At 67.0% G+C, this 13,574-nt stretch carries 11 protein-coding genes and 1 pseudogene; 3 read left to right on the plus strand and 9 right to left on the minus strand.

Annotation, left to right across the window (positions count from 1 at the left end):
- Nucleotides 1-69 precede the first annotated feature (69 nt).
- The 8 genes from OG874_RS12760 to OG874_RS12795 form a co-directional block, all read right to left on the minus strand.
- Nucleotides 70-2,553, minus strand: a complete 2,484-nt coding sequence (locus OG874_RS12760) for an NADH-quinone oxidoreductase subunit G (RefSeq protein ID WP_330255338.1) — start codon at nt 2,551-2,553, stop codon at nt 70-72.
- Nucleotides 2,550-3,863, minus strand: a complete 1,314-nt coding sequence (nuoF, locus tag OG874_RS12765) for an NADH-quinone oxidoreductase subunit NuoF (protein WP_330255339.1) — start codon at nt 3,861-3,863, stop codon at nt 2,550-2,552. Before nuoF ends, OG874_RS12760 begins: the two co-directional genes overlap by 4 nt.
- Nucleotides 3,864-3,865: 2 nt before the next feature.
- On the minus strand, nt 3,866-4,573 hold the full coding sequence (gene nuoE / locus OG874_RS12770) for an NADH-quinone oxidoreductase subunit NuoE (protein WP_330255340.1): 708 nt from the start codon (nt 4,571-4,573) through the stop codon (nt 3,866-3,868).
- The gene (locus tag OG874_RS12775; protein ID WP_330255341.1) at nt 4,570-5,976 is read right to left on the minus strand and encodes an NADH-quinone oxidoreductase subunit D; all 1,407 of its coding nucleotides are present in this window, start codon (nt 5,974-5,976) and stop codon (nt 4,570-4,572) included. Before OG874_RS12775 ends, nuoE begins: the two co-directional genes overlap by 4 nt.
- Nucleotides 5,976-6,743: an NADH-quinone oxidoreductase subunit C gene (locus OG874_RS12780; protein WP_330255342.1), complete on the minus strand. Its 768-nt coding sequence runs from the start codon at nt 6,741-6,743 to the stop codon at nt 5,976-5,978. The genes OG874_RS12775 and OG874_RS12780 overlap by 1 nt, the downstream gene beginning before the upstream one ends.
- The gene (locus OG874_RS12785; RefSeq protein ID WP_330255343.1) at nt 6,740-7,294 is read right to left on the minus strand and encodes a NuoB/complex I 20 kDa subunit family protein; all 555 of its coding nucleotides are present in this window, start codon (nt 7,292-7,294) and stop codon (nt 6,740-6,742) included. The genes OG874_RS12780 and OG874_RS12785 overlap by 4 nt, the downstream gene beginning before the upstream one ends.
- Before the next feature lie 89 nt (nt 7,295-7,383).
- On the minus strand, nt 7,384-7,764 hold the full coding sequence (locus OG874_RS12790) for an NADH-quinone oxidoreductase subunit A (protein ID WP_330255344.1): 381 nt from the start codon (nt 7,762-7,764) through the stop codon (nt 7,384-7,386).
- Between the two features lie 409 nt (nt 7,765-8,173).
- Entirely contained in the window at nt 8,174-8,584 is a 411-nt protein-coding gene (locus OG874_RS12795; protein ID WP_442943338.1) for an Rv3143 family two-component system response regulator, read from the minus strand.
- A gap of 152 nt (nt 8,585-8,736) precedes the next feature.
- Here OG874_RS12795 and OG874_RS12800 point away from each other — a divergent pair, with 152 nt between their 5' ends.
- From OG874_RS12800 to OG874_RS44690, 3 genes are all read left to right on the plus strand, one after another.
- Complete coding sequence (locus OG874_RS12800; protein WP_330255345.1) at nt 8,737-10,278, plus strand: hypothetical protein; 1,542 nt, start codon at nt 8,737-8,739, stop codon at nt 10,276-10,278.
- 4 nt (nt 10,279-10,282) lie between these two features.
- Nucleotides 10,283-10,726: a hypothetical protein gene (locus OG874_RS12805; protein ID WP_330255346.1), complete on the plus strand. Its 444-nt coding sequence runs from the start codon at nt 10,283-10,285 to the stop codon at nt 10,724-10,726.
- A gap of 1,571 nt (nt 10,727-12,297) precedes the next feature.
- Complete coding sequence (locus OG874_RS44690) at nt 12,298-12,507, plus strand: FHA domain-containing protein (RefSeq protein ID WP_442943395.1); 210 nt, start codon at nt 12,298-12,300, stop codon at nt 12,505-12,507.
- A gap of 128 nt (nt 12,508-12,635) precedes the next feature.
- Here OG874_RS44690 and OG874_RS12810 read toward each other — a convergent pair.
- Nucleotides 12,636-13,494 (minus strand): annotated as a pseudogene (locus OG874_RS12810) (class I SAM-dependent methyltransferase).
- Nucleotides 13,495-13,574 lie beyond the last annotated feature (80 nt).

Below are 13,574 nucleotides of genomic sequence, written 5' to 3' on the forward strand. Positions count from 1 at the left end.
GCCTGCGCCTCGCTTCGCTCGGCTCCGGCATGAGCGAAGCACGCTGCGCCGATGATTCGTTCGCTTCGCTCACTCATGGCGGTGTTCCTTCATCCTCTCGTCGGCGCGGTGCAGCTGCACCACGCCGCCCGGCTGGGTGGCGAGCTGTTCGTTGACCGAGCAGCCCGGCGAGTGCAACGGCAGCCACACCACCCGATCGGGCAGATCGGTGATCAGCAGCGGCAGCGTGACGGTGCCGCGATCGGTGGCGACGACGATCGGATCGTCGTCGACCGCACCGATTTCGGCGGCGGTGGTGGGGGACAGGCGCACCACCGGTGGTCGCGCGACACCCGCCAGGTTCGGCTCGCCGTCCTGCATGCGGCCCTGGTCCAGCAGCATTCGCCAACCGGACAGGATCGCGGTGCCGGGATTGGGCTTGGTGACCGGATGCGGACGGTGTGCGGGTGCGGCGACCGGCGGGCCGTCCCAGGCGCCGAGTTCGGCGAGTTCGGCCCGCGCGGATTCGGTGTCGGGCAGGCCGAGGGCAACCTTCATCTCGTCGGCGATGGCCTGCAGCACCCGCTGATCCGACAGCGGTGCGGGTTCGCGGCGCACCATCGAATCACCCAGTGCGGCCTCGAATTGCCGTGGCCGGCCCTCCCAGGTGCGGAAGGTGCCGGACTTCTGCATCGCCGTGGCCACCGGGAAGACCACATCGGCGCGATCGGTGACGGCGCTGTCGCGCTGCTCCAGGCTGACCACGAAGCGGGCAGCGTCGATGGCGTCGAGCGCGGCCTGCGGGTCCGGCAGATCGGCGATATCGATACCGCCGATGACCAACGCGCCCAAGGTGGGTGCGGCCTCCAGGATCGCGCTGGTGTCGCGACCGACCGTCACCGGCAGGTCCGGGACGTTCCAGATGGCGCGAACCTGTTGGCGTGCACGGGGATCCACGACGGGGCGACCGCCGGGCAGCAGACCGGGCAGTGCGCCCGCCTCGACCGCACCACGTTCGCCCGCCCGCCGCGGCACCCAGGCCAGCGCGGCACCCGTCTCGTCGGCGAGCTGGACCGCGGCGGACAGTGCGCCCGGAATCCCGGCCATCCGCTCACCGACCAGCACGACCGCACCGGGCTGCCGCAGCAGTTGCGCTGCCGTCGACAACTCGGCGGAATCGGTTCCGGCGGTGGTGATTTCGCCGGTCCGCAATGCGTCGAGCAGATGCGGTTCGGCACCGGGCACGGCCTGCAGCAGGGTGCCCGACATCCGGTCCAGGCCGCGCGAGGAATAGGCGGCCAGCGCGAAGATCGGCATCCCGCGCTTGCGTGCGACCTTGCGCAGCCGCAGGTAGATGATCGGCGATTCCTCTTCCGGCTCGAGTCCGACGAGCAGGACGACCGGTGCTTTCTCGACGGCGTCGTAGTCGACGGTGACGCCCTGTCCGGCGATGCGCGCGGCGAGGAAATCCGCTTCCTCGACCGAATGCACCCGGGCGCGGAAATCGATATCGTTGGTGCCGAGGGCAATTCGGGCGAACTTGGCGTAGGCGTAGGCGTCTTCCTCGGTGACGCGGCCGCCGACCAGTACACCCGCGCTGCCGAAGGCCGAGGCGAGTCCCTCCGCCGCGGCGGCCAGTGCCTCGGACCAGGAGGCGGGGGCGAGGTTGCCGTCCCAGCCACGCACCAACGGCGTGGTGAGCCGGTCGCGTTCGGTGGCGTAGGTGAAGGCCCAGCGCCCCTTGTCGCAGTTCCATTCCTCGTTGACCTGCGGGTCGTCACCGGCCAAGCGGCGCAACACTTTTCCGCGCCGGTGATCGGTGCGCTGCGCGCAGCCCGAGGCGCAATGCTCGCATACGCTCGGACTCGAGACCAGGTCGAACGGGCGGGCCCGGAACCGGTAGCTGGTACCGGTGAGCGCGCCGACCGGGCAGATCTGCACGGTGTTGCCGGAGAAGTAGGAGTCGAAAGGTTCGGCCTGCGCGATGCCGACCTGTTCGAGCGCACCGCGATCCATCAGCTCGATGAACGGATCCCCGGCAACCTGCTGGGCGAAGCGGGTGCAGCGGGCGCAGAGCACGCAGCGTTCCCGGTCCAGCAGCACCGCCGTGGACAGCGGAATCGGCTTGGGGTAGGTGCGTTTCACACCGTCGAACCGAGTCTCGGACCGACCGCTGGACATCGCCTGGTTCTGCAGCGGGCATTCACCGCCCTTATCGCAGACGGGGCAGTCGAGCGGGTGGTTGATGAGCAGTAGCTCCATCACCCCCTCCTGCGCCTTGTCCGCGGCGGGGGAGGTCAGCTGGGTGCGGATGACCATGCCGTCGGCGACGGCCATGGTGCAGGAGGCGACCGGTTTGCGCTGGCCCTCCACCTCGACCAGGCACTGACGGCACGCACCCACCGGATCGAGCAGCGGATGGTCGCAGAAGCGCGGGATCTGGATGCCGATCAGCTCGGCGGCTCGGATCAGCAAGGTGCCCGCAGGTACGCTGACGGTGGTGTCGTCGATGGTGACGGTGACCAGATCGGCGGGCACGACTCCGCTGGTGCTGGCGTTCACGGTGGCGGTCATTGAACTCCTTCGGCCCAAGCAGTGGATCGCGCGGGATCGAACGGACAGCCGTCGAGCTGCAAATGGTCGACATACTCATCGCGGAAGTACTTCAGCGAGGAGATGATCGGGCTGGCCGCGCCGTCTCCGAGTGCGCAGAACGATTTGCCGTTGATGGTGTCGCTGATGTCGAGGAGCTTCTCCAGATCCGATTCGGTGCCCCGGCCCGCTTCGATCCGCTTCAGCAGCTGCACGAGCCAGTAGGTGCCCTCACGGCACGGCGTGCACTTGCCGCAGGATTCGTGGGCATAGAACTCGGTCCAGCGCAGCACCGCGCGCACCACGCAGGTGGTGTCGTCGAAGATCTGTAATGCCTTGGTGCCCAACATGGATCCGGCCCCGGCGACGCCCTCGTAGTCCAGTGGCACATCGAGGTGTTCGTCGGTGAACAGCGGCGTCGACGAACCACCGGGTGTCCAGAACTTCACCTGGTGTCCGGCGCGCACGCCACCGGCGTATGTCAGCAACTCCCGCAAGGTGATTCCCAGGGGCGCTTCGTATTGGCCGGGTCGGGCGATGTGGCCCGACAGCGAGTAGAGCGTGAACCCGGGGGACTTCTCACTGCCCATGGAGCGGAACCACTGGACGCCGTTCAGGATGATCGGCGGCACGCTGGCAATGGATTCCACGTTGTTGACCACCGTCGGGCAGGCGTAGAGGCCCGCGACGGCCGGGAACGGCGGCCGCAGCCGGGGCTGGCCGCGCCGTCCCTCCAGCGAATCCAGCAGTGCGGTTTCCTCACCGCAGATGTACGCGCCGGCACCGGCGTGCACGATGAGCTCCAGGTCGTAGCCCGAACCCAGGATGTTCTTGCCGAGGAATCCGGCCTCGTACGCCTGGGCGACCGCGGCCTGCAGCCGACGCAGTACCGGCACCACTTCACCGCGCACGTAGATGAACGCGTGTGCCGCCCGGATCGCATACGCCGCGATGATCACGCCCTCGATGAGGGTGTGCGGGGTCGCCAGCATCAGCGGAATGTCCTTGCAGGTACCGGGTTCCGACTCGTCGGCATTGACCACGAGGTAGTGCGGTTTGGTGACGCCGTCGGGCCCGGTGCCCTGCGGGATGAAGCTCCACTTCATGCCGGTCGGGAAGCCCGCGCCGCCGCGGCCGCGCAGGCCGGCGTCCTTGATGGTCTGGATGACCTGGCCGGGTTGCATGCGCAGGGTCTTGCGCAGCGCCGCATAGCCGTCGTGGCTGCGGTAGTGCGCCAGGGTCCACGACTGCGGGTCGTCCCAGTACCGGGTGAGCACGGGAGTCAGTGTCATGTTCATTCCTCGCCCGGCTTCGGTTCCGGCGCTTGCATATTCTGTTCCTGGGCGACCCGCAGACCGGCCAGCGTGGCCTCCCCCGCCGCACCGTCGAGCACACCGGGGCGCTCGTCGGGGAAGCCCGCCAGAATGCGTGCGGTCTGCTTGAACGTGCACAGCGGCGCGCCGCGACTCGGCGTGACCTGCTGACCTGCACGCAGTGCATCCATCAGCGCCGCGGCGGATTCCGGGGTCTGGTTGTCGAAGAACTCCCAGTTGACCATCACCACGGGTGCGAAATCGCAGGCGGCATTGCATTCGATGTGCTCGAGGGTGATCGACCCATCCGGGGTGGTCTCGCCGTGCCCGACCCCCAAACGCCGTTGCAGCTCGGCGAAAATGGCGTCGCCGCCCATCACCGCGCACAGCGTGTTCGTGCAGACGCCGACGTGGTAGTCGCCGGTCGGTGTCTGCCGGTACATCGAATAGAACGTGGCCACCGCGGTGACCTCCGCGCCGGTCAAACCCAGCTGCTCGGCGCAGAACTCGACGCCGGTGCCGGTGACACAGCCCTCCTCGGCCTGCACCAGATGCAGCAGCGGCAGCAGCGCCGAGCGTGGTTCCGGATAGCGGGCGATGATCTCCTTGGCATCGACCTCCAGCCGCTCGCGCACATACGGCGCGAACGGCTGCGGACGCGTGGACAGCTTCAGCAGGATCTCGGTCATCGGTCCACACCACCCATCACCGGGTCGATGCTCGCGACGGAAGCGATGACGTCGGCGACCATGCCGCCCTCGCACATCGCCGCCACCGCTTGCAGATTCGTGAACGAGGGGTCGCGATAGTGCACGCGATACGGGCGGGTGCCGCCGTCACTGACCATGTGCACGCCGAGTTCACCGCGCGGCGATTCGACGGCCACATACACCTGTCCCGCCGGCACCCGGATGCCCTCGGTGACGAGTTTGAAGTGGTGGATGAGTCCCTCCATGGACGTGCCCATGATGCGGCCGATGTGCTTGGGGGAGTTGCCGAGTCCGTCCGGGCCGAGCTGCAGATCGGCCGGCCAGGCGATCTTCTTGTCGTCCACCATCACCGGGCCGGGACGCAGTTTGTCCAGGCACTGTTCGACGATCTTGAGCGATTCCTTCATCTCCTCCACCCGAATCCAGTAGCGGCCGTAGCAGTCGCAGCCGGTGGTGGTGGGGACCTCGAATTCGTAGTTCTCGTAACCGCAGTACGGCGCGGCCTTGCGCAGGTCGTGCGGCAGGCCGGTGGAGCGCAGCACCGGGCCGGTGATGCCGAGGGCCATACAGCCGGCGAGGTCCAGATAGCCGATGTCCTGGGTGCGTGCCTTCCAGATCGGGTTCTGGGTGAGCAGATGCTCCATATCGCGCAGCCGCTTGGGCAGCAGGGCGAGCAGCTCACGGACTTTGCTGACGCCGTCGTCGGGCAGGTCTTGGGCGAGGCCGCCGGGCCGGATGTACGCGTGGTTCATGCGCAGGCCGGTGATGGTCTCGAAGACATCCAGGATCAGTTCGCGTTCCCGGAAGCCGAACAGCATCGGGGTGAGCGCGCCGAGTTCCATGCCGCCCGTGGCCAGCGCCACCAGATGCGAGGAGATCCGGTTGAGCTCCATGAGCATGACGCGAACGATGGTGGCGCGCTCGGGAATCTGGTCCTCGATATCGAGCAGCCGCTCGACGCCGAGGCAGTACGCCGTCTCGTTGAAGAACGGGGACAGGTAGTCCATCCGGGTCACGAAGGTGGTGCCCTGCGCCCAGTTCCGGAATTCCAGGTTCTTCTCGATGCCGGTGTGCAGGTAGCCGATGCCGCAGCGGGCCTCGATGACCGTTTCGCCCTCGATCTCCAGGATGAGCCGCAGCACACCGTGCGTGGAGGGATGCTGCGGGCCCATGTTGACGACGATGCGCTCTTCGCCCGCCCCATCGAGGGTTTCGGTGACCGCGTCCCAGTCCTGGCCCGCGACCGTTACGACGGTCGGTTCCGGCCTCGGCTTACCAGCGGAGTCGGGCGCTCGGTTATCTGCGGGCTCGGGCGCTCGGTTATCTGCGGGCTCGGGCCCGGTGTCATAGTTGACGCCGGGCCGGGTGTCGATGTTGTTCATTACTTGTATGCCCTCCGCTCGTCGGGCGGCGGGATGCGCGCGCCCTTGTACTCGACCGGGATCCCGCCGAGCGGGTAGTCCTTGCGCTGGGGGTGGCCACGCCAGTCGTCGGGCATCGCGATGCGCGTCAGCGAGGGGTGGCCGTCGAAGAGGATGCCGAAGAAGTCGTAGGTTTCCCGCTCATGCCAGTCGGTGGTCGGATACACGCTGAACAGCGACGGGATATGCGGGTCGGCGTCCGGTGCGGAGACTTCGACGCGCAGGCGCCGGTTGTGTGTGATCGACATGAGGTGATATACCGCGTGCAATTCGCGGTCCGCGTCCTCGGGGTAGTGCACGCCATTCACGCCGAGGCAGAGCTCGAAACGCAGTGCGGCATGGTCGCGCAACGCCTTGGCGACGGTCACCAGGTGTTCGCGTCGCACGTGCAGGGTGAGGTCGCCGCGGAAGACGATCACCTTCTCGATGGCGCTCTCCCAGCGGGTGTCGACCGCACCTAGTGCCGCGTGCAATTCGGCGACGAGTTCGTCGAAGTAGCCGCCATAGGGGGCCGGAGTGCTGCCGGGTAGCGTCACCGGCCGGACCAGGCGGCCGTAGCCGGAGGTGTCGCCGGTGCCGCTGACTCCGAACATGCCGCGTCGTACGCCGATCACCTCGGGTGCCGAATCCTGTTCGGGCGGTGTGCCTTCGGGCCCGGCGGTGGCCGCCTCGTCGACGAACTCCGGCGGCGTCCTGGTTTCGGTGTTCTCGGGGGTGTCGAAGGTCATCGCAGCAGACCCTCCATCCGGATGGTCGGCGTGGAGGCCAGTGCTGCCGCTTCCGCCGCCCGCACGGCCTCGTCGCGGTTGACGCCGAGTGGCATCTCCTGAATCTTCGCGTGCAGTGTCAGAATCGCGTTCAACAGCATTTCCGGGCGCGGCGGGCAGCCGGGCAGGTAGATATCGACCGGAACCACGTGGTCGACGCCCTGCACGATGGCGTAGTTGTTGAACATGCCGCCCGAGGACGCGCAAACGCCCATGGCCAGCACCCATTTCGGTTCGGTCATCTGGTCGTAGACCTGACGCAGCACCGGGGCCATCTTCTGGCTGACGCGGCCGGCGACGATCATCAGATCGGCCTGGCGCGGCGAGGCGCGGAAGGCCTCCATACCGAAGCGGGCGATATCGAAACGTCCGGCGCCGGTGGCCATCATCTCGATGGCGCAGCAGGCCAGACCGAAGGTGGCGGGCCACAGCGAGCCCTTGCGCATATATCCGGCAAAGTCTTCTACCGTGCTCAGCAGAAAGCCACTGGGCAGTTTTTCCTCGAGACCCATGTTCGACTAACTCTCACTTCCACTGTGCGTGGCCCTCGGCATTCGGCGCGGCTGCCGTAATGCCTTGTGGGCCAAGGGCGTATGGGCGATCAGTCCCAGCTGAGACCGCCGCGGCGCCATTCGTAGGCGTAGGCCACGGAGACGTTGAAGATGAACAGCGCCATCGCGGCGAGACCGAAGAGACCGAGCGCGTCGAAGTGGACAGCCCACGGGTACAGGAACACGATCTCGATGTCGAAGATGATGAACAGCATCGCGGTGAGGTAGTACTTCACCGGAAAGCGTTGTCCGGTAACGTTTCCCGGCCCACCCGCGACGGCGTGCGGTGTCGGTTCGATGCCGCACTCATAGGCCTCTTGTTTGGCCCGGTTGTAGCGCTTCGGGCCGACGAGGGCCGAGAGGATGACGGAGAACACCGCGAACGCGGCGGCGACCGCGCCGAGTACAAGAGTGGGCAACTCGATATTCACGACTGCACTTCCCCTCCTGGCGAGCTGTAGCTGGCGGTTGGGCGTCATTCCCCGACGACACCGGGGGTGTATTGGTCGGCGTCGGATTCATGACAGCAGCTTCCGAGGCGGGCCGACTTCGTTGTCCGCCTCGGTCAGACTCGCCTCATGGCCTGCTCGACACCGCGCGGGTCTGTCATATCGAGGCCCGCGCTCGTGTGAGCTACGGCACAGCCTACAACTGACGCGCGGGGTCGACCGTTTATTCGATTGGGTGTTTGATCGAAAACAGGACTGCTATTTATGACTGAATCGGGGGTAATCCGACCCGTCGGATTGCTAAGTGATAGCGCTGTCACGTGACATTAGAGTGCCCGCGTCCCTCGGACGCGGGCAGCGCCCGGTAACTTCGGTTATTCGGGGGCGATGGTCAGGCTGCGGTGCGGTTGCGGAGCACCGCGACAACGGCCTCGGTGAGCCGGATCGGATCGATCGGATGCGCCACCGCGGCCTCGGCACGCGACCAGTTCGCCAGCCAGGCGTCGTCGGGTCGGCCGGTGAGCACCAGAACCGGTGGGCACTGGGCGATCTCGTCCTTGAGCTGTTTGGCGATGCCGAGCCCGCCCGCCGGGGCGGATTCACCGTCCAGGATGGCCAGGTCGATACCGCCCGCGTCCATCTGATCGATGACCACGGGTGCGGTCGCCACCTCGAGGTACTCGAAGGTGGGCAGTTCGGGGTGCGGATGTCTGCCCAGCGCCAGCATCACTTGACGCCGGGTATCGGCGTCGTTGCTGTAGACCAGAACCCGCAGTGGGGTGGAACGAATCGCATCGGCCACGCTGGGATGGTACGTCGGCGCGCGGGTACGCCGTGGCAGGTTGGCCCATATTGCCCGCGCGCGTCGCGCCTTGTCGGCGGCGGCGCGGAAGTGCGCCTGCGGGCAAGGTAATCGAAAGTCGTTGATGAGTTTCGGCCGGTAGCATCCCGAAAATGCGGGGAGATATCACCCAGGACCTCGTCGAAACCGACGTATGGACCGATGAGATGGTGCGCCGGGCCGGAATTCCGATCCTCGACGTTCCGTTCGTGACGATCGGCAGCGGGATCGGTTCCTTTGTCACCTACGACACCCTGCGGATCTACGGCGTGCCAGCGCAATCGATGGCGGTGCTGGGGCCGCAGGAGGTGCCGTGGGCGTCCTATGAGTATCTGACGCGGGTGTCGCAGATTCCGCGGGGTGAGCGGTTGCGCAGTGACTCGGCGTCGACGCCGGACAATATGTGGGGCTTTCCGTCGTATGCGGTGCGTGAGGCGCTGGCCGATAAGACGATCCGGCCGCTGTGGAATGTGTTCACCGAGCCGATCTTCGCCAATTACTACACACCCAAGGCCGGGCAGGCGTTCGTCGCGATGGAGCGTGAGTTCCATCGGATCGGGTATGCGGGCTCGTTGCACAAGGGGCATGTGCGCATGGTGCGCAAGCGTTCCGGCGGTGGGTATTTCGCCGTGCTCACCCCGCCCGCCGGTGCGGCGCCGACCAAGCGGATCGCGTTTCGCAGCACATATGTCCATCTGGGCGTGGGGTATCCGGGGCTGAAGCTGCTACCGGATCTGCAGGAGTACCGGGAGAAGTATCGGGATCCGACGCGGGTGGTGAACGCGTACGAGCCGCATGAGCACGTGTACCAGGCGTTGCAGCGCAGGCCTGGGACGGTGATGATCCGCGGTAGCGGGATCGTGGCCAGCCGGGTGCTGCAGCGGCTCATCGACGACCGCGACAAGTTGCGGCTGAACACGCGGATACTGCACTTGTTCCGCCACTATGTCGGTAAGGCGCAGGGCTCGAATGTCTTCAACCGCCGCCGGGCCGGAGACGGTTGGTCCTATCAGGGGTTCAACTATCCGAAGTCGGTATGGGGCGGGCAACTCAAGGCGAAAATGCGCATGCTGCAAGGAGAGCAGCGGGCGCGGGCTTACCAGGAGATGGGCGGTACCAGTACACCTGTGCGCGACAACTGGCAGGAGCAGCTGCGCCGCGGTCGCAGGCAGGGCTGGTATCAGGTGATGGCGGGTACGGCGCGCGATCTGCGGCCCGCGCCGGGGCCGGGCGGAGTGATCACGACCATCGTGCCCGATACCTCGGCGCCGCTGCCGTTTCCGCCGCCGACCCAGCCCTTCGATACCGCGGCCGATTACATCATCGACTGCACCGGATTGGAGGCCGACGTGCGTGAGCACCGATTGCTCGCGGACCTGCTCGATCATGCGGGGGCCGGTCGTAATCCGGTGGGGCGGATGGATGTGGACACCACGTTCGAGTTGATCGGCACGCGAAGTGGCAGCGGACGCATCTATGCATCCGGTAGCGCGACGCTGGGTGGTCCGTTCCCCGGGGTGGATACCTTCCTCGGGTTGCAGATCGCCGCGCAGGAGATCGCGGATGATCTTGCGGCGCTCGGTTTCTGCCAACGCATGGGACCGGTGCACTCGACTCGGCAATGGTGGCTCTGGGTTACGAACAAGAAGATCTGAATCGATGCTGCTTACTCTGAACGGCCGTATCCAAACCCGCGTATTCGTGCTCGGCGTGGTCGGATTTCTGGTTGCCCTGGTGCTCACGCCGGTGTTGCCGACCGGATCGCTGTCGGTGGGACAGACCTATCGGGTGACGTTGTCGGTGCTGCTCGCGACCGTTCTCGTGGGGGTGGGGTGGGAGTTGCTCTACCATTTTCTGCAGCAGTTCCGGTGGGAGAAGGACTGGCCGACGCTGTTCGGGTTCTGGACGATCCTCAATGAGGCGGCACTGATGTGGGTCCTCGTGCACTACACCACGATCATCTTGCCTCGCGCGCTGCACCCGTCGCTGGCGGCGTTTCTCATCCAGTTCATCCTCACCTGGCTCGTGTTCTGGCTCCTGGTGAACGGACCGATGCGGGTCGTGTTCCACCGCTGGCGCTTCCGCGGCGGTCGATTCCTATGAGCGTCGATGCACAACTCGAGGTATTGCCGGGCGGTACGCATTTGATCGCGAACTGCGATGGCGTCGTGCTGATCGTCGCGCACCGTGCGGATGTCGCGGCGACGGCGGAATCGCCTGCGGGTCAGGCCTTGACGGCGCTGCTCGGATTGGTGCGGCAGGCGGCCGCTACCGAGAAGCCGCGCAGTGGGCGCATGTTTGCACGGCTTGCCACCAGCTGGCTGATGAGCCTGGACAACGAGGACCAGGTGGAGTTCGGGGTGATCACGCCAGGCACGACGGGGGTGGCGTTGTTCCTGCACGGTGACGTGACAGCAGTGTTGGGGTGTTCGGATCGTTCGGAGGTGTTGCACGGCAGGGACGCCGGATTCACGGTGGACCGGGTGGTGATACCGGGGCCCGATATCGGGGTCGGCTTGTTCGTCGACGGAGAAGGGGTGAGCGAGAAGACGTTGCCCGGGCGCGGAGTCGCGCGGCTGGGCGCCGGGACAGTGCCCGGTTCGGGAGCGGTGCTGTGGTTCGAGACGACGCAGCGGGATGCCCGGCCGTCGGCATCGGATGACGTGGGAATCGGCGCAGGGGCGTTGTCGGAGAGCGGGTCGTCGGGGCGTGACGTCCGGATGTCGCCGGACGAAGCGGGGTCGCGCACTGGCTGGGCGATGTCGCGGGAGCCCGAGCATCGCGAGTTTCCGGAGCAGCCAGCCGAACTCGGTTGGCCATCGGAGCCGATCCGGCCGGGAGGCGGGAGGGGGCCGCGGCCGGAGCAAAGTTCGATCGAAACACCGGTCGCGGATGGATCGTTGGGGCCGAGTGCATCGGCCGGCACTGGGATGCCCGCGATGCGCGGGGCCCAAGCACCACCGGGAGGTGGGGCGGAGCCGACACCCGGGGACGCCGCGATCGGGACGCCGGGCGGGGCTGGACCTGCAGGGGCGAGCGCGGCGGCCGCGATGTACAAGCATCGCGGGCCCGCGATGGGCCGGGTCGTCGGGCCGGGGGGTGGTGCGGCGGGAGCGTCTGTTGCGAGCGAAGGGCCGGGGTCAGTGGGCGGGCGACCGGTTGAGCTGCGGAAGGGGGCTGGGGGATCCGAGGTCGGTGGGCGGCCGAGAGAATTCGGGCGTTCTGAGGGCGGCGCGTGGGCGGGGGGATCCGCGGGTTCCGAAGTTGGCGCGCGGGCGGCGGAGGGTGCTGGCTCGGGTGGGTGGCGGCGAGATCCGGAGCTGGATGTGGATACGTTCGTGCCGAGTGTGCCGATTCCGGTGCCGGTTCGGACCGTTGGTGTGGTGCCGGTGGTGGAGCCGGAGGGCGGTGGGGTCGTGGTCCAGGGCTTCCGGTGTTCTCGGCAGCATCTGAATGATCCGCGAGTGTCGTTTTGCGCGGTGTGCGGGATTCGGATGGATCAGATGACGTGTGTGTTGACCGAGGGGGTGCGGCCGCCGCTGGGGCTGCTGATGCTCGATGACGGGACGTCGTTCGTGCTCGATAATGACATTGTGCTCGGGCGCGAACCCGAGCACGCCGAGGCGGTGCGGCGGGGTGCGCGGCCGATCCGGCTGCCGGACCGGTCCGGGGGAATGTCGCGCGCGCACGTGGAGATTCGGCTCGTCGAGTGGGACGTCACCGTGGTCGACCAAGGCTCGGCCAATGGCACCTATATTCGGATGCCCGGTCATCAGGAGTGGATCCGCAGCCTGCCGAACCATCCCAGCACACTGGCCGCCGGTGCCCAGATCCTGCTCGGCGGACGCATCCTCACCTTCGACTCCCAGCACAGTCAGTTCTGAAGCGAATACGCCCGGTGCGAGTTCTCGGTGTCGTGCCGGTGTACCGACCACAAGCTCAGTCGATCGGCTGGCCGAAGGGGTCCAGGTTGTGTGCGGCGTCGCCTTGTCGGGCGGTGTTCGCGTGCGCCCTAGGCGCGCTGGAAGCGGACGATTCCGGACCATGGGCTGCGGCCCCGGTTTGCGGGGGTCGGGTTGGCGCAGGTAGGTGAAGGGGCGCAGCAACCAGGGCGCGCGACCCAACTTGCGGGCTTCGACGAGTAAGTGCTCGATCTCGAGCGGATGCCAGCCGAGGTCCTCGAAGTATCCGATGCCGTTGGCGGGTTCGAAGTGCAGCGGCGCGTTTTCGAACATCGAGCTCGTGCGCATGCGCTTCATCGCCACGGTGATGTCCATGACCCACCAGCTGATATCAGGCCGGGTGAGGGCAGCGGCGATGGTGCGGACCGCTTCCTCCTCGAGGTACATCAACAGGCCCTCGGTTAGCACCAATGCCTTTGTGGCAGGCCTGTTTTCGGGACCCATCGGGCCGAGCGCGGCGTCCAGGAACTGTCCGAGTGCAGTCGGATCGGCGAGGTCGACGCCGCGGCGGATCAGTGTGCAGCGCGGCTTTTCGTCGGCGAGGGCGGCGTCCTTCTCCGCGGTGAGCGCGGGTAGATCGGCCTCCACCCAGATGAAGTCGGCGGGCAGATCGAGGCGGTACGGGCGGGTGTCGAGTCCGGCCGCGAGATTGAGGACGCGGTCGCAGCCCTCGCGAATCGCGGTCGCGATCAATTCATCGATGATGACGGTTCGAGTGACCACCGGCCACCCGTTGCGCATCATCCGCGGCGCGGCCGCCACGATGGCATGGCCACGCTCCCCAGCCAGCCGATCGGCGAGCGGATCGCGGAACAGCCCGTCCGCGCGCGTCGTCTCGATCGCACGGTAGGCGGCCACCCAGCGAGCGGTATCGGACACATTCGAAACCAACGGTTCCCCACCAGCCATGCGGGCCAGTCTGGCACAACCGCAACCCGGCGTATGGCGGGGTCCCCGGCGCAGGCGTGGCGGCACCATCCGATAGAATC

Source organism: Nocardia sp. NBC_00565, assembly GCF_036345915.1.
GTDB lineage: Bacteria > Actinomycetota > Actinomycetes > Mycobacteriales > Mycobacteriaceae > Nocardia.